This window comes from Ehrlichia ruminantium str. Welgevonden, from assembly GCF_000026005.1.
Lineage (GTDB): Bacteria > Pseudomonadota > Alphaproteobacteria > Rickettsiales > Anaplasmataceae > Ehrlichia > Ehrlichia ruminantium.
This window is the reverse complement of the sequence record NC_005295.2, coordinates 20,399-44,509: the sequence shown is the minus strand read 5'-3', so window position 1 is coordinate 44,509 and position 24,111 is coordinate 20,399. Positions and strand designations below refer to the sequence as shown.

Annotated in this window: 20 protein-coding genes and 1 tRNA gene; 17 read left to right on the top strand and 4 right to left on the bottom strand. The window is 28.6% G+C overall.

Going from position 1 to position 24,111, the window contains the following annotated elements:
* Nucleotides 1-798: 798 nt before the first annotated feature.
* The 11 genes from ERUM_RS00185 to ERUM_RS00135 all read left to right on the top strand — a co-directional run bounded on the left by ERUM_RS00185 (nucleotide 799) and on the right by ERUM_RS00135 (nucleotide 13,345).
* Nucleotides 799-1,230, top strand: a complete 432-nt coding sequence (locus tag ERUM_RS00185) for a hypothetical protein (protein WP_011154718.1) — start codon at nucleotides 799-801, stop codon at nucleotides 1,228-1,230.
* A 230-nt stretch (nucleotides 1,231-1,460) separates the two neighbouring features.
* Nucleotides 1,461-2,258: a diaminopimelate epimerase gene (dapF, locus tag ERUM_RS00180; protein ID WP_011154717.1), complete on the top strand. Its 798-nt coding sequence runs from the start codon at nucleotides 1,461-1,463 to the stop codon at nucleotides 2,256-2,258.
* An 89-nt stretch (nucleotides 2,259-2,347) separates the two neighbouring features.
* The gene (locus tag ERUM_RS00175; protein WP_011154716.1) at nucleotides 2,348-2,827 is read left to right on the top strand and encodes a hypothetical protein; all 480 of its coding nucleotides are present in this window, start codon (nucleotides 2,348-2,350) and stop codon (nucleotides 2,825-2,827) included.
* Between the two features lie 75 nt (nucleotides 2,828-2,902).
* Nucleotides 2,903-3,967: a methyltransferase domain-containing protein gene (locus tag ERUM_RS00170; protein ID WP_011154715.1), complete on the top strand. Its 1,065-nt coding sequence runs from the start codon at nucleotides 2,903-2,905 to the stop codon at nucleotides 3,965-3,967.
* Between the two features lie 1,677 nt (nucleotides 3,968-5,644).
* Nucleotides 5,645-5,734: transfer RNA gene (locus ERUM_RS00165), tRNA-Leu, on the top strand.
* Between the two features lie 19 nt (nucleotides 5,735-5,753).
* Nucleotides 5,754-6,869: a GTP cyclohydrolase II gene (locus tag ERUM_RS00160; protein ID WP_011154714.1), complete on the top strand. Its 1,116-nt coding sequence runs from the start codon at nucleotides 5,754-5,756 to the stop codon at nucleotides 6,867-6,869.
* Between the two features lie 155 nt (nucleotides 6,870-7,024).
* Nucleotides 7,025-7,723 (top strand): VirB8 family type IV secretion system protein, encoded by a 699-nt coding sequence (locus ERUM_RS00155; RefSeq protein WP_011154713.1) that lies wholly within the window; start codon nucleotides 7,025-7,027, stop codon nucleotides 7,721-7,723.
* Nucleotides 7,707-8,510, top strand: coding sequence for a P-type conjugative transfer protein VirB9 (virB9, locus tag ERUM_RS00150; RefSeq protein ID WP_011154712.1), 804 nt, complete (start codon nucleotides 7,707-7,709; stop codon nucleotides 8,508-8,510). Before ERUM_RS00155 ends, virB9 begins: the two co-directional genes overlap by 17 nt.
* A gap of 20 nt (nucleotides 8,511-8,530) precedes the next feature.
* Complete coding sequence (gene virB10 / locus ERUM_RS00145; protein WP_011154711.1) at nucleotides 8,531-9,877, top strand: type IV secretion system protein VirB10; 1,347 nt, start codon at nucleotides 8,531-8,533, stop codon at nucleotides 9,875-9,877.
* Between the two features lie 23 nt (nucleotides 9,878-9,900).
* Nucleotides 9,901-10,899, top strand: a complete 999-nt coding sequence (gene virB11, locus ERUM_RS00140; protein WP_011154710.1) for a P-type DNA transfer ATPase VirB11 — start codon at nucleotides 9,901-9,903, stop codon at nucleotides 10,897-10,899.
* Nucleotides 10,900-10,939: 40 nt separating this feature from the next.
* Nucleotides 10,940-13,345, top strand: coding sequence for a type IV secretory system conjugative DNA transfer family protein (locus ERUM_RS00135; RefSeq protein WP_011154709.1), 2,406 nt, complete (start codon nucleotides 10,940-10,942; stop codon nucleotides 13,343-13,345).
* A gap of 651 nt (nucleotides 13,346-13,996) precedes the next feature.
* Here ERUM_RS00135 and ERUM_RS00130 read toward each other — a convergent pair.
* A complete protein-coding gene (locus tag ERUM_RS00130; RefSeq protein WP_011154708.1) occupies nucleotides 13,997-15,370 on the bottom strand; it encodes a hypothetical protein in 1,374 nt (457 codons plus the stop codon).
* A gap of 210 nt (nucleotides 15,371-15,580) precedes the next feature.
* On the opposite strand from ERUM_RS00130, the gene ERUM_RS00125 reads away from it, so the two are divergent.
* Nucleotides 15,581-15,958 (top strand): ferredoxin family protein, encoded by a 378-nt coding sequence (locus ERUM_RS00125; protein ID WP_011154707.1) that lies wholly within the window; start codon nucleotides 15,581-15,583, stop codon nucleotides 15,956-15,958.
* 159 nt (nucleotides 15,959-16,117) lie between these two features.
* Here ERUM_RS00125 and nadA read toward each other — a convergent pair whose 3' ends face one another.
* Both nadA and ERUM_RS00115 read right to left on the bottom strand, forming a co-directional pair.
* Complete coding sequence (gene nadA, locus ERUM_RS00120; RefSeq protein ID WP_011154706.1) at nucleotides 16,118-17,062, bottom strand: quinolinate synthase NadA; 945 nt, start codon at nucleotides 17,060-17,062, stop codon at nucleotides 16,118-16,120.
* Nucleotides 17,063-17,079: 17 nt separating this feature from the next.
* On the bottom strand, nucleotides 17,080-17,829 hold the full coding sequence (locus ERUM_RS00115) for a methyltransferase domain-containing protein (protein ID WP_011154705.1): 750 nt from the start codon (nucleotides 17,827-17,829) through the stop codon (nucleotides 17,080-17,082).
* Between the two features lie 280 nt (nucleotides 17,830-18,109).
* On the opposite strand from ERUM_RS00115, the gene ERUM_RS00110 reads away from it, so the two are divergent.
* Both ERUM_RS00110 and ERUM_RS00105 read left to right on the top strand, forming a co-directional pair.
* A complete protein-coding gene (locus tag ERUM_RS00110) occupies nucleotides 18,110-19,294 on the top strand; it encodes a phage portal protein (protein ID WP_011154704.1) in 1,185 nt (394 codons plus the stop codon).
* Between the two features lie 391 nt (nucleotides 19,295-19,685).
* Entirely contained in the window at nucleotides 19,686-20,222 is a 537-nt protein-coding gene (locus ERUM_RS00105) for an HK97 family phage prohead protease (protein WP_011154703.1), read from the top strand.
* Here ERUM_RS00105 and ERUM_RS00100 read toward each other — a convergent pair.
* A complete protein-coding gene (locus ERUM_RS00100; RefSeq protein WP_011154702.1) occupies nucleotides 20,219-21,085 on the bottom strand; it encodes a hemolysin family protein in 867 nt (288 codons plus the stop codon). The two genes, ERUM_RS00105 and ERUM_RS00100, sit on opposite strands and share 4 nt — an antisense overlap.
* Nucleotides 21,086-21,507: 422 nt before the next feature.
* On the opposite strand from ERUM_RS00100, the gene hemE reads away from it, so the two are divergent.
* The 3 genes from hemE (at nucleotide 21,508) to ruvC (ending at nucleotide 24,105) form a co-directional block, all read left to right on the top strand.
* Nucleotides 21,508-22,515, top strand: coding sequence for a uroporphyrinogen decarboxylase (gene hemE / locus ERUM_RS00095; protein ID WP_011154701.1), 1,008 nt, complete (start codon nucleotides 21,508-21,510; stop codon nucleotides 22,513-22,515).
* A 94-nt stretch (nucleotides 22,516-22,609) separates the two neighbouring features.
* On the top strand, nucleotides 22,610-23,434 hold the full coding sequence (locus ERUM_RS00090) for a cytochrome c oxidase subunit 3 (RefSeq protein WP_011154700.1): 825 nt from the start codon (nucleotides 22,610-22,612) through the stop codon (nucleotides 23,432-23,434).
* Nucleotides 23,435-23,622: 188 nt separating this feature from the next.
* Entirely contained in the window at nucleotides 23,623-24,105 is a 483-nt protein-coding gene (gene ruvC / locus ERUM_RS00085) for a crossover junction endodeoxyribonuclease RuvC (RefSeq protein ID WP_011154699.1), read from the top strand.
* The last annotated feature ends 6 nt before the right edge of the window (nucleotides 24,106-24,111 follow it).

Below are 24,111 nucleotides of genomic sequence, written 5' to 3'. Positions count from 1 at the left end.
AATACTATGGTTATCTTTTTAAGTCTATTTTTTTAAGCATTGCTATAATAATATTAAAAAAAATACTGAATAATCAAAAAACATTTAAAGCCTACAATGCATATTATGATTAATGATATAAGACAATACTGATAAACTAAGAAATTTAATTTAAATTTCTATTGATTTCAATTTGTATATACAAGAAAGGAAGGAGTAAACCTTATGTTATTTACATCACTCATAACAATAAAAGACATAATCATTTTTCGATATTAAAAAACACAATCTTCCTGCTTTATATAAAAAAAGAAATTCAATAAGTATGCATACAATATATATCATGTGACACTATAACAGAAAATATGTTAATAACACTCATATGTATTTATAACTAAAAAACCTAAGTAAATAATCTATCAGCATATAAGTAAAATAGTACAAGTAACCATTCACATAACACTTACTCAGACCTTCTTAAATTCAGTTACCAAACTAACAATGAATACTGAAATAATCATATTTTATGAACAATAAATACTTATCTTAATAAAGCGAGAAACAAACATAAGAATTAAAAACACATAATATGACAGCTTATCTTCGTTTTATTTAGATCAATAAAACAAAATCGGCAATTTTATTTAACATAAGCCCAATAATAAACTATATAACACAGTTATAACAGTTAATATACAATATCAAGTTTACAAATAACAAATAGTTATACATCACTTCAACATACAAACCAATCTATTATATATATTTTTAACCATCAGTATCTATAATATCCACTAATTGATTTGATTAGGTAAATAAATGCCAGAGATTCCATTTATCAATAATAAAAATGATGTCAAAAGCACTAAAATAACATGGGAAATTGTAAAAAATCAAAAATATAAACAGACATACTTATTACAAGTATCATGTTTATACATAATAACAGTATATCCAAAAGATTATGACATATCTTTACCATTAGACAATCCGATTGGAAATATATTATTAAGAATTAACACAACCATGGAATCAGTATTACTCAATAAATTATTAAATATTGAAATATTAAAAGGTATTTCATCACATAAATTTATTAGCAAGAAAAAAAATAACATAGCAAGACTACAAGATATATCACAATTCTTCAGTACTAACTTCAATGTAAAATTACCAAAAAATATAGAAGAAAGTTTTATAGCTGAACACAAAGAGGCAGCTCAATTATTAAAAAGCTCTATCAATATATAAACAATTACAGCAATGTTTATTGACCTATCAAATTACCTATTGAGCTTAAAAAATAATTACAAGAACTCAATTAATCATTAACTTCTATATAGATCCATAGAGACATTTTTAAACAGTTAATCTGTAAAATTTACAAAAAAAATTTATATTTAATATGCATTAAATAATAAATATTTGAAAATGTGTTAGAATGTATCACAATAATTATAGGCTATTTTTTATTTTCACACGTGATAAACTTCATAAAAATGCATGGAACTCTAAATGACTTTGTCATCATCGATTGTAGAGAGAAAATGTATCACAATATTAATTTCAAGAAAATTGCACATAGAAAAACAGGTATTGGTTGTGATCAAGTAATTGTGATTACATCATCAAAAAAAGCTGACTGCTTTATACATATATACAATCCAGATGGTAGCAAGGTTGAAATGTGTGGAAATGCTGCAAGATGTGTTGCTTATCTATTAAGTAATGAAAAAAAAAATGATAATATCACAATTGAACTATCAGATCGAATACTATCATGCGTTAGAACATCACATGATAAAATACAGGTTAATATGGGATATCCAAAATTTCACTGGAAAGATATTCCTGTACTCCATGAATGCGATACTCTATACTTACCCATAAAAACAGAGCTTCTTAGTTATCCTGTAGGAGTAAATATAGGTAATCCTCATGCTGTATTCTTTGTTGATTCAATCGATGATATTCCATTGACTAAAATAGGACCAGAACTAGAAAATCACACTTTATTTCCGAACAAAGCAAATATCAGCATTGCACAAGTTATTTCCAGGAATGAAATCAAGCTTAGAGTATGGGAACGTGGTACAGGAGAAACAGCATCATGTGGTAGCGCTGCATGCGCAACATTAGTCGCAGCAGTAAGACGTAATTACACTAACCATCATGCTACTATTTATTTACAAGGCGGTAATCTATTAATATTATATAAAGATGATAATACTATTTTAATGGAAGGAGTAGTATCATATGTATTTAGTGGTGTTATTTAGGTAATTTTACTTTAACACTTTTCTAGTCAATGCACTTTTATGCAATGTATAGTTATGTTACAATAATTTATAATTACAGATGAGTTCTTATGAAATTGAAAGAAGCAATTATAAACGCAATTTTTATTCTTTGCTGCTTACCTTTAGTGGTTTTATATAATAAAATAAAATCACTTGATCAAGATGAAGTATTTTTACTAGATGAATCTGAAAAATCCAGCTATTTACGTACCATTATGATTGGATGTTTAAGTATAGTATTATGCTGCATAATGTATATTATGATACTAATGCATTTTAATATTAAACTGATGTTGTTTTTACTATCAAAAGTTACAGGAAAAAACTTTGATATCTTCAATGACATAATATCCAGATTAATAGATATACGCATGATGCATTATATAGCATTGCATATACATTTAAAATCTTTAGACAATATATTACACAAAAACGAACTAGAAAGTGAATCTAGAATATACAAAGACTTTGCATCTAAGACAAATTTAATTATTAAATCAATAGAACATCATAGAAAGTTATATGAAAAATTTATTCTACCAATTTAATAGCATTTTTATGTTTATCTATTATAGGATATTTATGCTATCTTTAATATTAAATTAAAATTTGGCGAGTAATGCATGAGAAGCAATTTTTTTATCACAAAAAGTAACATATTATCCTTAATATCCAGCATAAGGAAAGTTATACCAGAGTTACATTGCATTCCAAATTTAATAAAAAATAAAATTATCTTTATGAAAGAAGAAACGGTTTTATTACAAAACAAACTAAAAAATTTATTACAAACTAATATTGATCTAGGGCTATATCATTTCTATAAAGGTAACATATCAGATGCAAAGCTCAGATTTTCTCTTATTAGGCTTTTTAAACCTAGACTACCACTAGTATATTATAATCTAGGAAGATGTTACTTTGCTTTACAAAAAATAACAAAGGCAAGGCAAAATTTCATGCGTGCCATAGAGCTAGATAATAACTACGCAGATGCATTATATTACCTTAACAAGTTAAATAATCCTCAAAATATCATCCGCATCCCTGAAAATATCATAACACAACACTTTGACTATACAGGAGAACATTTTGTAGAATACTGGTTGATAGCTAAACAGTATAGAGCTTATGAATATGTAAAATCTTTAATAATAAATTTCTTCGGAGACAAATCTTCACATTTAAATATTCTAGATCTTGGATGTGGCACAGGTATATGTGGTCAATTTTTAAAAATGAAAAATATAGGAAATCATATAACAGGCATAGATTTATCAAATAAAATGATAAACATAGCAAGAGGATGTTTTGTCAATGGAAAACAAGCATACAATGAATTAATACATATGAGTATTTATAACTTTCTTAAAAAAAATCAAGGTCAAAAAAAATACGATGTCATTATCCTAACAGAGGTATTACAATACATTGGCAGTTTACATTACATCTTTAAATTACTAAAAACAGCATTAGAAACAGATGGGATAATAATTGGGCTTGCACGCAGAAAAAAAGGGTCAGGGTTTCAATTTATTAATGAAGGTGACTTTTTTTGCCACTCCGATGAATATATAAAGTTATCTATTAAGGAACTAGGGTTAGAATGTAGTTATTCCACCCACTGTAAAATATACGGTTCACAAGTCGAAGGAATACTATTTGTAGCCCAACTTCAAAAACCATAATTAACCTAAACTAATACATCCATATATATATTTACTACTAAAATAAGACTACTGTACTATATTTCTTTATCGAAGAAAGAAATTAATAAATGTACATGCTAACCATAATGTACAAAACATCCAATATAAATCATACCTATACCAAATAAATATGTGTATATAAACTATCTAATAAATTTAGTATATGTATATAAGTATATACTATTATATACTAATTTTAATATATTTCAACTATCAAATATTTTCAAAATTAAAATATATAAACAATATATTTAGAATAATATTCAATAAAAAAAATTACTTTATATAAGTTCATCACCAAATATGCCTATTATGTAATAAAATATTAAATATGATAAATCTTAAAAAATGTAAGTAATAAATAACCCTAAAAAAATTACATTTTACTAAGAAATTACCTAAAATTAGCTCACAATAATGTAAATATTGAACTTTATAAGTTTTATCTACCATATATAAAAATCTGATACAGAAACACATTTCATATTTTATTTATAATATTCACAAATCTTTTGTACTAATTAAATAATTTATAAGTTTTACTTATTAAATACTCATTACATAATTTAACATCAAATGTATCAGCTGAAGCTATTACTATAATTACTAATAAATTAATTAAAATTTTGATAACAAAATAAACTTATATTTCTTAATAAATACATCCTAAAAAAATTATTTAAACCATCAAATTACATCATATTGATATCAATCTTGACAAACATATTACTAAAAATCAATATAAGCCATTTAACACATTCATAAATACAGTAACCTTATATCAACAGAATACTGAATAATGCTATATGAAACTTTTTGTTTAATTATATGCAATTATAATTACATATAATTCTGACAACATAACCATTTTGGAAATCATATTTAGATCAGCTTATAGAATACTTAAAATACAATCAACATTTCCAAAAGGATATTAATCTTAGAATTTTATTCATTGAAAACTTTAAGTTAGCAATATGTCTTTATTCTGTTTATATAATTCCATAAACCTACTATTCAAATTTTACAGAATTAACTACATACTATAGATATTCAATCTTACAGTAAATTGTAAATTTATTGCATCAATGTATATATCTATAAAAAAATTTGTTAATAAATCAATCTTTACCAAAAAGAACTTACATTTCTTTAAATATTCACTGCAATCTCACCCAAGAGTTACACATATAAATTAAAACAAATAACAATCACATTTTATTACGTGATTATGAAGCTCCCACTTAATAAAAACAAATTATATCTAGATTCAAATGATTATCTAGATAACATTATCAGAAATCTCTACAACAAAACTCATATTTCTTAATTGTCAATGCTTGAAAATTATCTAACTTAAAACAAAAACATGACTATATAAAATCAACTTTTTATTGTATAAATACATATTCAACATAATCATAACTAAACAATTTTAATCTTAAAAAATTTATTTTTCTATAAGTTACTTTAATAGACAGTTCATAAAATGTTTAGAAATATAAAAAGTTTAATAATGATTCAAGACAACTACACATTTCTATTTTTTATAATAAAAAGCTATACTCTAAATTTAGGTAAAAGTTATTAAATTAACAAGGTGCGTTGACACATAAGATAAATTTATTTAAAATTAAAAACCATAGCACTTGTAGCGCGGTTGTGGTGGAATTGGTAGACACGCAGCGTTGAGGTCGCTGTGGTTTAAAAAAGACCTTGGAAGTTCGAGTCTTCTCAACCGCACCATGTAATATTTGAGCACAATATGGAAAATTTACTTAATAGCTTTAATTCCAATAAACATATTATAAAAAAATCCATAGCAGAATTAAGGACTGGCATACCAGTACTATTATACAATCACAAAAGTAACCTGCTTGTCTTTCCAAGTGAAATGATAGATAATCAAATATTACATAAAATCCAGAAATATTCGGATAATGCTTACATATTGATCACAGGAAATAGATTGAATTTTATACTTCAATCTCCAGGAAATCAGCTTTCTAGAATTACTTTAAAAGAATCTTACAGTATAGACTATATCTCATATCTACTAATAGGTAAGAAACCACACAGTTCATTTGATCATATTGATACAAATCACATAACTACAAGTACAAATCCTTTAGATATAACATCTATTTCTTTAATCAAGTTAACAAAATTATTACCATCAGCAATTGTTACTGAAATAAAACATCCTGATATATTACAGTGGTGTAATAAGTATAATATTACTCCTATAAAACAAGAAATTATCGATAATCACAACCAAGAATATGAATTACATGAAGTATGTAGTTCTCCTTTATTTTTAAAAAATTGCTGTAATGCCAATGTAAACTCAAGCATAAATATTTATCGATCAGATATAGGAGAACCTGAACATTATGCACTTATTATAGGAGAACCAGATTATAGTAACCCACTTGTTAGAATTCATTCCTCATGTTACACAGGAGATCTATTAGATAGTCTATCCTGTGATTGCCGTTCCCAATTACATCTTTCTATAAAACTAATGGTAGAAAATAAGGGTGGAATAATTCTATACCTAGCACAAGATGGCCGTGGTATTGGACTAACAAATAAAATAAGAACTTACCAATTACAAATAAAGTACAACTTTGATACTGTAGATGCTAATAGATTTTTTGGGTTTGAAGATGACGAAAGAGCATTCATTGCAGCGATAAAAATATTAGAAAAACTAGGAATCTCAAAATTGCAGTTACTAACTAACAATCCCAATAAAGCTGAAGAAATTAAAAAATATGGAATAAATATTACAAAAATATTACCTATTTTTGTTGACATAAACCAACATAATATTAATTATATCAATACCAAAGCTAAAAGACTGGGTCACGTAAGTTAGGAAAATGCTTTTTTATGCTATTTTTACATATCAATGTTAATCTGATGTAAATAAATAGGGTATATATACGCTTTAGTGACCTACCATGATAGGGTAGTAAACTTTTGCTATTTCTATCACAGGATACAGTTTAAACTATAAGGTTAATTATACATATGTTTAAATTTGGAAAAAAGAATAAGGTAAGTAAGAGTAGTAGTATACCACAGAGTGAAAACTTGGCACATAGCTGGCATGTAAGTCGCTACAGTTCCATTCTTATACAAAGAAATATACTATTATTTCTTACTATGTTAGCATTGTGTACAGTAGGAGTTAGCGTTTTTGTAATTTCTAACATAAGTAAAAGTAGAACTATAGAACCATTTGTAGTAGAAATAGAAAAAAAATCTGGTATTACTACATTAGTTAATCCAATCTCAGTAAAACAATACTCAGCAGATGAAGTTTTAAACAATTATTTTATAATAGAGTATGTAAGATCAAGAGAACTTTTCGATCCTAATAATTTTCAATATAATTATTATACAAAGGTTCGTTTGCTATCTGATCAAACAACATATGCAGAATTTCGTAGATGGACAAGATTAAGCAATCCTGCAAGTCCTTTAAACTTATATGCAAATGTAACTTCAGGTATTTTAAAAATTAGATCATTACAACACTTACGTCCAGGAAATGTACAAATAAGGTTCTCTTTAGAGTTCAATACCCCAAATGGGGTAGTGAAAAAAGATAGGATAGCTACTTTGTCATTCCAATATGCAACTCTCGAAATGAATGAGCAAGAACGTCAAGTCAATCCTTTAGGATTTCAAATAACTTACTATAGGGCAGATGATGAATTTTTATAAGATTTTTACAATATTATTAGCACTAGTTACAGTAAGTAATAGTGCATACGCTGTAAATGAAAATAATAATCCAATAGCAATAGACAGTAGGATTAAGACTTTCATATACAGTAATAACGAAGTTTACGATGTAGTATTTAACTATGGCTATCATTCATATATAGAGTTTTCAAAGGGAGAAACTATAAAAATGCTAGCAATGGGTGATACTGCAAGCTGGAAAGTCAGACCAATAGGAAATAAATTATTCATCATGCCATTGGAAAAAAATGGAAAAACAAACATGCTAATAGAAACTAGTAAAGGAAGAAGTTACGCCTTTGATCTCATATGCCGTAGTGAAAATAATTCCAATAACGATAAAAAGGAAAATGACGCTGGATACTCTGAGCTAAGAGATCTAGCTTATATAGTACGTTTCTATTATCCAAAAACTGAAGAGGAATTTGAATTAAATAAAATAAAGGTACCAGATATTTCTATACCTAAATCTAATAATGTAATTATAAAACCTAACTCTACAAAACACAATTATACTATAGATAATCAAATAGAAGATAATAAAATATCACCAGTAGAATTATTTGATGATGGAAAATTAACATACTTTAAGTTTGCAAATAATAATAAGATTATTCCACAAATATTTACATATAACAATTCTGGTCAAAAGGTACCCTGTAAAATGCTATTATTACAAAACTATGTAATAATAAAGGGTGTACATAAAAATTTATATATTCAATATAAGAATGAATTCATAAACATTACTAACAAGCATTTATAATAAAACTCATATGGTACACTATGTCAGAAGAAAATTACAATAACCACAATAACATAGAACTTGAAGAAAGTGTCAATGTTGTAGGAACACATAAAGGAAAAAAAGCTATAATAGTAGGAGCACTTGTAGTTGTATTAGGATTAACCTATTACTTTTTCTTCAACAACAAAAAAACAGATGATTCAACAACTACATCAAAATCATCACAAGAAGTAGACATAGAAAAATTATTAAAAGATTCTGTACCACCAGCTCAAGAGGTTTCTCCAATGGTAAATATTCCACCTCAATTACCAGAGTTACCTCCATTAGTATCACCATCTTTACCATCACTACCAACTATTGAAAAACCTAAAGTATTAGAAGTACCAAAAATTGTACAAAAAGAAAAAAAAATACCAGCACCTTTACCAACCGTTGAAACTAAATCAGAACCAGAAGTTAAGATACCCCTACCTACTCAAAATAATGTAGAAGTAGTTACACCTATTGCACCAACAACAACAGGATATGATAAAGAGAGAAGAACAACATCCATGCTTACCATATCAGGAGGGCAGGATTTAACAGCTGGACAAAACAATGAAGAAGGTACTGATCCTAATAACAAAATTGGTAATTTTGTAGATTCAGTAATGTCATTCAAACCCACATCGTCTCCTAATGTAGTAGCAACAAAAATTAACAATTTAGAATTAACAATCTTACAAGGTAAGATAATTGATGTAGTTTTAGAAACTGCAATTAATTCTGACCTACAAGGTACATTAAGAGGCATAGTAGCACGTGATGTTTATTCAGAAGCTGGTAACGTAGTTATGATACCAAAAGGATCAAGACTTATAGGTAATTATTCTTTCAATGCCAGCCCAGGAAAAACTAGAGTTCAAATATCCTGGAACAGAGTAATTCTACCTCACGGCGTAGATATAGCACTTGATTCTACTGGAACAGATGAACTAGGAAGACAAGGAGCATCAGGGGTTGTTGATACCAAAGTTGGCAGCATATTAACCTCCACTATACTACTTGCAGGTGTATCGATAGCAACATCATATGTAACTTCAAAAATTCCTGAAATAAATGATCATCCAATTATAGAGTCAAAGTCTGACGATAAGGATAAAGATAAAGATAAAGACAAAGATAAGGATAAGGATAAAGATAAAACAAAAACCACATTACCTGTAAAAATTCTATCTAAAGCAGTAGATGATTTTTCACAGTCTATAAAGGACATTATACAAAAGTATACAAACAATAATCCAACAGTATATGTGGACCAAGGTACTCTACTAAAAGTGTTTGTTAATAAAGATATTGTGTTTCCCAAAGAAGCAGTACGTGGAATAAATGTAGTAAATTAATATAGTTTTTTTAGAAGGTTTATATGACAACAAGTTATGCAGCTTTAAATACATATCTTGAACCATTACAGGCTATCTTTCAGGAAGAAGGAGTAAATGAAATATCTATAAACCAAGAGTGTGAGGTGTGGATAGAAAATCGAGGAAATATACGTTGTGAATCTATACCAGTTCTCAATCTATCACACCTAAAAGCATTAGGAAGATTAATTGCCCAGGCTACAGAACAAAAAATAAGTGAGGAAAATCCCCTATTATCAGCAACATTACCTAATGGCTATCGTATACAGATAGTTTTTCCTCCAGCATGTGAAGCAACTGCAGTTGCTATGTCAATAAGGAAACCATCAGCTATGCAGCTTTCCTTAGATGACTATGAAAAAATGGGAGCATTTGACCAAGCCATAACAGAAAATCAACAGAATACCGTAGATATTGAACTCAATAAATTATTAAAACAAAAAAAAATCAAAGACTTTTTAGAGTATGCAATATTACATAAGAAAAACATAATAATAAGTGGTGGTACATCAACGGGAAAAACAACTTTTACTAATGCGGCATTACGTACCATACCAAAGGATGAAAGGTTAATTACAGTAGAGGATGCAAGAGAAATTGTTTTAAATAATCATCCAAATCGAGTACATCTTATAACATCCAAAGGAGGGCAAGGTAGAGCTAAAGTAAGTATTCAAGATCTAATAGAAGCATGCTTAAGGTTACGTCCAGATAGAATAATAGTTGGAGAGCTACGTGGAGCAGAAGCTTTTAGTTTCCTAAGAGCAATTAATACAGGACACCCTGGATCAATATCTACTCTACATGCTGATACACCAATGATGGCTCTTGAACAATTAAAACTTATGGTTATGCAAGCAGGTCTTGGTATTCCTCCTGATCAAATTATCAATTATATAACCAATATAGTTGATATTGTAATACAATTAAAACGTGGATCATCTGGTGTAAGATATGTATCAGAAATACTGTTCACTAAATCTTTACAGAAAAATGATTAAATTAAATAAACAAATTTTATATATGTAAGTTATTAGTGTTATGGATAGTACAAGCGCAAATCATATTCGCAATATTTTATTTCTATTTCTAGGTGCATTCTTTGGACTAGAATTTTGTTTCTATTTATCAGGTGTACTATTTATTCTAATGGTATGGGGACCAGATTATTTAGATTTTAACACAATAAATCCTAGTTTTCATGATTTTCCAGATAGAATTTGGCCTACAATTTTTACATATATAGAACACTGGTGGCACAATCCTTCACTATATGATGCAGTATTGTTATCAAAATTAGCATTTTCTTTAATAATACCAATAGGTATTTTCAGTGCTATATTATGGAACTTACGGAATATATTATTCGACTGGAGACCATTTAAGAAAAAAGAATCTCTACATGGTGACTCAAGATGGGCAACAGAAAAAGATATACGTAAAATAGGTTTACGTAGTAGAAAAGGTATACTATTAGGAAAAGATAAGAGAGGATACTTAATTGCTGACGGTTTTCAACATGCATTATTGTTTGCACCAACAGGTTCTGGAAAAGGTGTAGGATTTGTAATACCCAACTTATTGTTTTGGGAAGATTCTGTAGTAGTACATGACATAAAATTAGAGAACTATGAGTTAACAAGCGGATGGAGAAAGAAAAGAGGACAAGAAGTTTTCGTATGGAATCCAGCACAACCAGATGGAATAAGTCATTGCTATAATCCTTTAGATTGGATAAGTTCTAAACCTGGACAAATGGTAGATGATGTACAAAAAATTGCTAACTTAATAATGCCAGAACAAGATTTTTGGTACAATGAAGCACGTAGTTTATTTGTTGGAGTAGTTTTATATCTACTTGCAGTACCAGAAAAAGTAAAATCTTTTGGAGAAGTTGTACGTACAATGCGTAGCGACGATGTTGTATATAACTTAGCAGTAGTACTAGACACAATAGGAAAAAAAATTCACCCAGTTGCGTACATGAACATAGCTGCATTCTTACAAAAAGCTGATAAAGAACGTTCAGGCGTAGTATCAACAATGAACTCATCTCTAGAACTATGGGCAAATCCATTAATAGACACAGCTACAGCATCTAGTGATTTCAATATTCAAGATTTTAAAAGAAAAAAAGTTACAGTATATGTTGGATTAACACCAGATAATCTAACTCGTCTCAGACCTTTAATGCAAGTTTTTTATCAACAAGCTACCGAATTTTTATGTAGAAATTTACCATCAGATGACGAACCGTATGGTGTATTATTCTTAATGGACGAGTTTCCAACACTTGGAAAAATGGAGCAATTTCAAACTGGTATTGCATATTTCCGTGGATATAGGGTAAGATTATTTTTAATAATTCAAGATACAGAACAGCTCAAAGGTATATACGAAGAAGCAGGAATGAATTCATTCTTATCAAACTCCACTTACAGAATTACTTTTGCAGCAAATAATATTGAAACTGCAAACTTAATATCACAACTTATAGGAAATAAAACTGTTAATCAAGAATCTTTAAACAGACCAAAATTCTTAGATCTCAATCCAGCATCTCGTTCATTACATATATCAGAAACACAAAGAGCACTGTTATTACCACAAGAAGTAATAATGTTACCTAGAGATGAACAAATACTGTTAATAGAGTCTACTTATCCTATAAAGTCGAAAAAGATAAAATATTTCGAAGACAAAAACTTTACAAAAAAATTATTAAAAAGTACTTTTGTTCCTACTCAAGAACCTTACGATCCTAATAATATAAAACCAACATATAAAGAAAATGAAAATACTATACCAAGCCTTGAAGGTAATATTCCTGCTAAAACTGATAACCAAGAACATAGTATGTATGAGAGCATAGAAGAAGAACCTGATAATTATGATGATGATTTTGATTTTGATGATTTAGATGAATACACAGATGAAGATTATAATCAAGAGTTCGATGATGAAAATTATGACCAACATGATGATATATATGACCATAAGTTAGATACATACAAAGAAAACATTGATGAAGATGAAGATGAAGATGAAAATGAATACGAAGAAGATGATGAAAGTAATGAAGAAGATGTATATGATGATTACCAAAATGAGTATCATAAGAATACAGACAATACTGAAAGTGATACAAACGAAATTAACATGGAATATGATCACAATATAGATCAAAGTGAAGACCAACATCATGAACAATACAACAGAAATACTGATCACATAAATGAAGGTACAGATGATTATGATGACCTAGATCATCAATATGAAGACGAAGACAACAAGGAAAGTAATGAGGATGAAGAAGAAAATAATAATCACATAAGTCAAAATGATTATCTTTATGAAAATAATGACGTTGAGGAAGATATAAAGCAAACTGATAACAAAAAACCAAAAAAGAAAAATACTAGTAAGAAGAAAAATGCTAAACAATAAATAAAATATCTAATACATTATAAAGTAAGTAACTTGCTAACAGAAAATAAGAGACTTACTTTATAATTCTATTCAACAATTATCCTGAAGTAAAAACTAACCATAAGCAATAAAATCTTCCTTATATTATAAAATGTTAAACCTTTTTTTTTGTTATATACATAAATTATATTGTTACAGTTCTATTATGTAATAGAAAATTTATTTGGTAATAATTACTGTATTATTCATAAAAAAAGAATCTCACTGATATTATTACATATTTTATAAAAACTCTTCAATTACATCTAATACAAACTTACTATTTTTTTATTTAACTTCTATATAATCACTTTAGTTTTAACATAATTATTTACAGCACTGAAAATCAAATATAGACAGAACCTTATAGTCTTAGAGATAAATTCAAACTAATTCTAAATTCTCATTAAACTACTTAATAAATAAACACAATACAAAACCTATAAAGGTTACAACAGAGGTATTACAAACTACTCTTTTTATACAAACATAAAAATATAAACTAATTTATTTCACCTTATAATAAAAACCACATCATTATAGCTTGCACCTAATTATTCTTATCAACATAAGTAGGTAATACTTTTCAAAGTATTACCTACTTTTAGCTACGTTATATAATTTTAATATTTAAGCAAATGTAATTTCATGGTTACAAGGACAATGATGAGTGTGGTGCATATCATGACTATGTCCACCATGATGATGCAAACAGTTGTTTAAAGAAGAGGTATTTACATCATAACATTTCATAACATCATTGTGATTAGCACTTATACCAAGTAATGTTACCTCTTGAACCCCACAAACAGCTTTCCCATTTTCTACATTACATAAGTAATATTGTATCACAATAGGCTCATGTGTATGACTAGCTTGTACTTTAAGTACTGGAGTCTTCCCTAACACAGGTTCTATTGGAACAGTAGGTTGTTCTTCTTTCTGCAATAATTCACCACTTGATATATGCTTAGGTTCTTCTGAAACTTTATGGTCTTTCTCATCAAATTTTTCACCACTTGATTCATGTTCATGTGCTACTGGAACCGTATGTTGTACTTCATGCGCATCTTCTTCTCCTAGAACTTTATGTCCTTCTTCATGAGAGGTTTCACCACTTGATTCATGTTTATGTGCTACTGGAACTGTATGTTGTACTTCATGCGCATCTTCTTCTCCTAGAACTTTATGTCCTTCTTCATGAGAGGCTTCACCACTTGATTCATGTTCATGTGCTACTGGAACTGCATGTTGTACTTCATGCGCATCTTCTTCTCCTAGAACTTTATGCTCTTCTTCATGAGAGGTTTCACCACTTGATTCATGTTCATGTGCTACTGGAACTGCATGTTCTATATCATGTGCTTCATCTTCTCCTAAAACTCTATGGTCTTCTTCATGAGAGGTTTCACCACTTGATTCATGCTCAGATGTTACTGGAACTGCATGTTCGATATCATGTGCTTCATCTTCTCCTAAAACTCTATGGTCTTCTTCATGAGAGGTTTCACCACTTGATTCATGCTCAGATGCTACTGGAACTGTATGTTGTACTTCATGCGCATCTTCTTCTCCTAGAACTTTATGCTCTTCTTCATGAGAGGTTTCACTACTTGATTCATGCTCAGATGCTACTGGAACTGTATGTTCTATATCATGTGCTTCATCTTCTCCTAAAACTCTATGGTCTTCTTCATGAGAGGTTTCACCACTTGATTCATGCTCAGATGCTACTGGAACTGCATGTTGTACTCCATGCGCACCTTCTCCTAGAACTTGATGATTTTCTTCATAAGGTTTTTCATCACTTGGTTCATGCTCATGTGCTACTGGAACTGTAGTTTTAGATAGATCACCCTGATCATCCAACACCGTTGAATCTTTTTTAGCATCCTTACCTGCAAATTGGCTATATGCCTCCTTGAACATTGTACCAAGAGCTTTATATAACTCTTGCATAGTTAATTTTTTTGAAGTTTCACCATCATAATTATCAATACCCATAAAATTCCCCTAAAATATTAAAATGACATTCTATTTAAATCAGATTTTATACAAACGACCAAACTTACATAGTATGTTAGATATAAAACAGATCTAAATTTTTTATTCTATATCACAACCAATAATTTATGATCAATAAAAATATTAATTGAACTTAGAAAGGAAAAACATTACAATGTAAACTCTTACTTTATTATTAACAAATCTGTTATGACACACTTTATCACGGATAGGTGCATAAAATGCAAATATACTGATTGTGTTGAGGTTTGTCCCGTGGATTGTTTCTATGAAGGCCCCAATATGTTGGTTATAGATCCAGATCAGTGTATAGACTGTGGTGTATGTATACCTGAATGTCCAATTGATGCAATCATAGCAGATGATTCCATAAAGGATATTTTAGAATCTGACAACAATGTATTAAATGATGAACAGAAAAGTTTCAAAAAGTTTTATGAAATAAATAGAGAGTTTTCTAAAAAATGGGAAAATATAACTTCCCGTAAATCACCTCTACCAGAAGCAGAATCTTATAAGTACAAAAAAGACAAGTTTATTTATTTTAATGAAAATCTGAATACATAGTTAAGCTCACATTGTGATGTATAAAAAGACACTTAATGTTTTTTTCAGTTAATAAGATAAGTAACATAGTGTGCTCAAGTATGTTGCATATTAACAACTGATAAGATAAAATTATATATTTTTACAATCACACTCACGTTTTTTATATACAATAATTACCTAACAAGTCATTCTCAACATAGCATCTAATGATTCCTTAGCCATAACACTAATTTTGGTGTCTAAATTAACTTCAGGATAACCATTTTTTAAACACAAATACAACTTTTCTAAAGTATTCAATCTCATATGTGGACACTTATTACATGAACTACATACTTCATAAGAAGTACCAACTGTATAGAAAGTACTCCCATAAGACATCTTTTTCATCTGGTGAATGATTCCTTCTTCAGTTAATATGATAAATTCCGAATTAGGTCTTTCAGCAGAAAATTTTAGTAATTGAGTTGTAGATCCAATAAAATGAGCATGTCTTAATAAATGATCTGGACATTCAGGATGAGCTAAAACATATGCTTTACTATGTCTAGTCATTATATTTATCAATTCCTTCTCAGAAAAACTCTCATGCACAATACATGTACCTGGCCATAAAATAAATTTCCTATTAGTTTTCTTCTCAAGAAAACTTCCTAAAAATTTATCTGGAGCAAAAAGGATTTTTTTATCTTCCGGTATTTGCTTTATAATTTTTTCAGCACTTGAGGAAGTACAAATTATATCAGAATATGCTTTTACCTCTGCAGAAGAATTTATATATGTAATTGAAACACAGTCTTTATGTAACTCACGAAATTTTTTGAAGCTTTTAGCATCACAAGAATCAGCTAAAGAACACCCAGCTCTTAAATCTGGTAACAAAACTTTTTTTAGAGGATTAATAATTTTAGCAACCTCAGCCATAAAATATACACCACAAAATACAATAACATCTGCTGTTGTACTTTCAGCTTTTCTAGATAACTCTAAAGAATCACCAATAAAATCAGCTATGTCTTGTATTTCTGGATCTTGATAATAATGAGCAAGAATTACTGCATTGCTGTACTCAGCTAAACGACGTATCTCATTAGATAGTTGTGTAACATCAAGTTCTTTCATCACATTATTATAAAAACCTACTTTTTAATAATTAAATACATAATATTCCATGAGTTGAAAACACAGTCTCCTAATGAATACATTTCACTATACATTTTTCCTAGATTAAATATATTATATGATACATTATTACTATATTTTTTTACATAGACTCCTGTTAGCTTCATATTCGATAGAAAAGCACGAAAAGATCTATGATACTGTCTATAACTCAAACAAAACAAATATTGTATCTTCAGACCAATTAAACTAACAATACCTATCAACTCGTCCACTGTATAAAACTTATTAACAACTCCTCCAACTTTTTCAAGTACATTATTTAACTCCACCAAAGTACCATTTATTGGAATTGCAATATATAATGTACCATCTGATTTCATAACCCTTACTAATTCCAGTAAAGACAAATTAATATCACAAGACCATTGTAAAACCATAGAAGCAATAATAACATCAAAATAATTTTGACAAAACGGCATTAGATCAAAATCGCAATTTACTGATAAATTATTATTTTTGTTATTGGCTAAAATACACATCTCATAAGATAAATCCATTTGAATAAAATCATGACCCTCTATATTTAATAGCTTACCAACACTACCAGTACCACATCCTACATCTAATATTTTACTTCTCTCATTTTCTAACGTCACAAGACTACATATTTTAGTCACAACTATACTTTGTATCCAAGAAAATTTATCATATGAACTAGCAGCACTATCAAATGCTGTTTGTATTCTTTTAGTAATATAACCCATAATATACTGGTTACTTAAAATGAAAAATTCTTAACTTTGTAAAAAATGCAAACACATAACTAACAAGAAATTCAGAAAATAGCTTCCACACTTATACAAGTAAAATGTATTATAAATATATAAAATAAAGATTACATCATTTAATGGGTAACATTAACCTACGGATACTTAACAACTAAGTACCTGCATGATAATCATTAACTACTTCATAAATCTTGTACTATCAGTATATGCTGAAATGAAAACAACTCAATAAAAATTATACACTATGAGTTTAAATATGAACTTCTTTTCAAAGAAAAAATCCATCTTAGACAATTCTTATACCTTTTCAATTCCTATACAATTAACTGCTGAAGCAATATGGAAAAGTAGAGATTATAGAAGTTTTGCAGAAAATGGATACATAAAAAATGTAATTGCATTTAGATCAATTCATATGATTGCTTCTGCAGCAGCATCTGTTCCTATTATTTTAAATAAGAACATAAAAAATGATACATTTCAAATAAAAAATCATCCACTATTAAAATTAATATCACAACCCAATAATACAATCTCAAAAGCGGAATTTATTGAAGGCATCCTTACCTATAAACTAATTAGCGGTAATGCTTATATTTTGATGATAGAAAATAATAACATGGTTCCTAAAGAATTACATTTATTACGACCAGATAGAGTAGAAATTATTCCAGGAAGAGATAATAGACCATATTCTTATCGCTATGCAATAAATGACTACACTCTTGACTACAAGATTAATAAATTAACAAATTACTCACAAATATTACATATAAAAAATTTCCATCCATTAAATGACTGGTATGGATTATCTCCTATAGAAGCAGCTTCATATAGTATAGACCAACATAATCAGGCTGGATCTTGGAATCAAGCAATGTTACAAAATGGAGCAAGACCAAGTGGAGCTTTAATTGTGAATGCAAAAAATACCAATAATGGTAGTTTAACTCAAGAACAATATAATCGTTTAAAAGCTCAAGTTGACGACTTTTATTCAGGACCAAGAAATGCAGGTAGACCTATATTATTAGAAGGAGGACTAGAATGGAAAGAGATGAGTCTATCCCCCAAAGATATGGATTTCATAGAATCAAAACATAGTTCAGCACGTGATATTGCATTAGCATTTGGAGTACCACCACAATTACTAGGCATACCAGGAGATAATACTTACAGCAATCTTATAGAAGCAAGGCTATCACTATGGGAACAAACAGTACTACCACATTTAGATAACATTATTTCACACTTTAATAATTGGTTAACCCCTAAATTTGGAAATAACATATTCCTATCGTATGATAAAGATTCTATTTCTGTACTCACAGAAAAAAGAAAACAATTATGGCAATATGTAGAGAATGCAACTTTTATGACTATAAATGAAAAAAGAGCTGCTTTTGGATTACCACCACTAGATAATGGAAATATACTATAAATAATAGGCAAAAATAATACATACTAAATATGTGCAAATCAAAGAATACTACTCAAATAATCATTTTGAATTTGCTATTTAATTGTAAAATAAAGGAGCTTACAAACAACATAATCAGACCTGCTCCCAATTACATAAAAGACCAAATTTATATCAAATCAACATAGTTTAATATTATTCAATACACAAGTTAAACAACACAATACTTTTATATATTCATAACTTAATTTTATTTTAAATTTTCCATCTAGATTTTAACAGTAAAAACTTGGTACTCTATATCAATAACACAACAACAAATCTAAGTGCTTTGACTAAAATCTCAATTAAATTACAAAATTAAGTAATGTATTACTTAAACTCCAAATTTTTCAACTAATATAAACTTTTTATGCAACAAAAAACATGTAACTTATTTTTATCTAATAAAAATATAAAAAATTGTGGAATTTTTTCAGGTTATGCAAGCGTATTTAATGTTGTCGATAGACAAAAAGATATAATAATACCAGGAGCATTTAGCTCTACTATAAAAGATTTCCATAGAATAAAATTGCTATGGCAACATAATTCTACAGAACCTATAGGGAATATTATAAGTATGAGTGAGGATCACATAGGACTTTATGTAAAAGCAAATTTACTACTAGACTTACAAAAAGGAAAAGAAGCATATCTAATGCTCAAAAACGGTATCATTAATGCATTATCTATAGGATATCAAGCAGTAGATTATAACACAGACTTTAAAACAGGAATAAGAACATTAAAAAAAATCTCCCTATGGGAAATTAGTTTAGTAACATTTCCAGCTAATACACAATCAAAAGTTATCGACGTTAAAAATATTCAGAAGAATCCAATTACATCATATTTTATAAAAGCTAAATCTGTACTAGATAACTTAAAATCAATGATCGACTTTTAATCAATCTTTCCCACATTACTCAAATCAATAACAATCTTATATATACATCTATCATCTGCTTCTTTAATATAAAATACAGCACCACTTTTATGTTCAAAGACTTCATTGATTATAGGCACTCTACCAATCATAGATAAAATCAAACCACCTATTGTCACATAATCATCTTCTTTACAATCTCTGAAATCAATATTAAAAGTTTCCTCTAAGGTTTTTACTAGAACTCTAGCGTTTACTTCAATTTTATTATCAGAAATGTTTACAATACTCGGAACAGTAGGAGTGTCATGCTCATCATCTATATTACCTACTATCTCTTCAATTAAGTCCGCCATAGTTACTAAACCTTCTGTTCCACCATACTCATCAATAACAATTGCGACATGTGTATGTGAAGATTGCATCTTTATAAATAAATTTACTGCTTTCATTGATGGAGGAATACAGATTATTGTTCTAATTATATTTTTGACATTAAAGATTTTATCAAAATTTGAAATTATATCTTTAATATGAATAAACCCTATTATGTTATCTAAATTATTTTCATATGCTGGAATTCTCGTATATTGTCCCTTAATTAATTTATCAGTTAAACTTTTACTATCAGGTATATCTGCAATATCTACAGCATAAATTTCAGTTCTAGGAATCATTATATCCCTTACTAAACAATCATTAAATTTCACAAGATTATGAAACATGCGAGAATTACTAAAACACTGACTATCAGCAATTAGAGTACTTTCTACCTCTTTTTTTAGTCTAGGCATTTTTTTTAATATTAATGAGACTAACTTAACACATAGTGATTCAAAAAAAGAAAAACCATCCTCACTATTATCAGAAAGTTTATCACTCATATACATTTATAATTTTTTACCATTGCCTAAGTATACTATCCAAAACTTTATTTTCTACATAAAGTTTATGTTAGCAAATCTGTTAATAACCAAAGACAAAACATGTAAGTAAAAGTTATTCACATACTATCATATAGTTATTAACAAAGTTAAGAAGATAAAAAGGATTGCTGTAATCGACACATAACATGTTCACCAAAACTATACTTATCAACATAATTAACATATTACTTATAAACACACATTATGCTAGAAAATCAGTATAATACATACTTTATTAACAGAGTTATTCACAAAATTACACATACAAAATTTTGACATATGTACTTGCAAAAACAAGTTTTATCAACATAATTCACAGGGATCAACTATAACAACTATCTATAAGGATACTATAATATAAATTCTACAGGAGGCACATAATGTTAAAAACAATAGAAAGCAAGACAAGGCAAAAAAACATACCAATATGGTTTATGAGACAAGCAGGAAGATACCTACCAGAATATCAAAAAATTGCAAAAAACGCTCCCAGCTTTTTAGAAATGTGCTACAATCCAGAAATAGTCAAAGAAATCACCCTACAACCGATAAAACGTTTCAACTTAGATGCTGCAATAATATTTTCAGACATCCTTGTAATACCAGATGCTTTAGGATGCAAAGTAACCTTCACAAAAGACAAAGGACCTGAACTAAAAGAAATATCAAGCTATCAAGAGATAAACAACATTTCAAACAGCGAAATACTTTCACATCTTAGCAATGTTTTTCAAAGCATTAAAGAAGTAAGACAGTGCCTACATAAAGATAAAGCACTAATAGGATTTGCAGGAGGACCGTGGACTGTAGCTACCTATATGATAGGAAGAGATAAAAATTTCTCAAAAATAAAAGAAATGTGTTACATTAAAAATAGAAACTTAGAAAAAATTATAGATAAGATCACAGAAGTAACAATTTCATACCTAATAAAACAAATAGAAAGTGGTGTAAATGTGCTACAGATCTTTGACAGTAATGCAGGAGTTTTATCATGCGAAGAGTTTGAAAGATGGATAATAAACCCTACAAAGGAAATAATATCAAGTGTACGAAAAACATATCCAGATTTTCCGTTTATAGGCTTTCCCAAAGGAGCAGGAGTATTATATAAAAAGTTTACACAAGAAACAAATGTATCAGTTACAAGTATAGATTACAGTGTTCCAATGTTTTGGGCAAAAGAAAACATACCCTCAATAATACAAGGAAATATAGATCCATACTTACTAGCATATGATAAAGAAGGTGCTATTTCTCAAGCAAAAAAAATAATTAACATAATGAAAGAAGAACCACTTATATTCAACTTAGGACATGGAATCATTCCAAGCACTCCTGTAGAAAATGTACAGGCTTTAGTAGAATTCGTCAAATCTATAACTTAATATACTATTAATATCTTAATGATAAAATATAAACTTGACAACGCACTGCCTTAACTATAAAAACTTTATAACACTAATTTGCTAGGGATTTGGAATGAAAGGAAAACTACATGATTATCATTTAGTAAATCCTAGTCCATGGCCCTTGCTTTTCTCAATAACAATTATAGTGACAGCTTTAGGTGCAGTTGGAACAATCAGAAATTTTTACATGGGTAAACTACTTCTGCTAGTTGGACTAACTTCTGTCAGTATCACACTTTATAAGTGGTGGAAAGATGTAATAACGGAAGCAATAAGAGATAAATGTCATACAGAAATTGTAAAAAAAGGACTAAGATTGGCAATGGCTGCATTTATACTTTCAGAATCTATGTTCTTTTTCGTATTCTTTTGGTCATTTTTCAAAGCTTGGCTTTTTCCTGTATATACATTTGATAATTTTATTCCTGGTGATCTGATTACTTGGCCTCCACGTAACATTACACCATTAGATCCATGGTCTTTACCTTTTTTAAATACTATAATACTACTATTATCTGGCTGTACACTAACATGGTCTCATTACTCCTTAATTAATAAGGATATTGGTTCAGTACTAAAAATGCTAGGAGCAACCATAGTATTAGGTATAATATTTTCAATATTTCAAGCTATAGAGTATACACATACAGATTTTGCTTTTCATGAAACTGGAGAAAAAGCTATATATGCTTCAAACTTTTATATGATAACAGGGTTTCACGGAGCACACGTTATAATTGGTACTATATTTTTAATCATATGTTGGTTCAGAGCCAGGAAAAATCAATTATCCCCAGAAGATCACATAGGATTTGAATGTGCAGTATGGTATTGGCATTTTGTTGACGTAATATGGCTATTGTTATTTGTCTTTCTATATTGGATAAGCTCATAATTTTACATATATAACATGTTATCTCAATTATTTATTAATGAGGATTCGCATTTTTTTGATTTGCTATTTATCTATAATAGTAATTATGGCTATAAAAAATAAAAAGCCACTCTTGTTTTTACACACAAGTATTCTATAAATTAGAAAAATATACCATAGCAAAAGCAATAATTAGCATTGAAAATACTATGAACATAATAGGTATTGATCCAAGCTTAAATTCCACAGGATGGGCCATACTGTCTGTACATGATAACAACTATAATGAAATTCGTTTGGTTGATAACGGTTCTATATTAACAAGCAACAAGAAAACCATTGGTGAAAGGCTAAACAAAATATACAGTGAATTATTGAACATACTTAACTCTTACAAAGTAGATACTGCATCTATGGAAGAAATCTTTATAAATAAAAATCCAAAATCTTCAACATTGCTATGCTATGCCAGAGGTGTACTACTACTAACTTTAAATGTTGCTTGTATACCATTATTTGAATACTCAGCAAATCGTGTAAAGAAATCTATTACAGGAAATGGACATGCCAAAAAGGAACAAGTATGCTTTATGATCGAAAATATATTAAATATTAAATGCCATGGTACCTATGATATATCTGATGCTATAGCAGTAGCTATATGTCACATCTATTCCATAAAAGCATTTTGAAAAAAT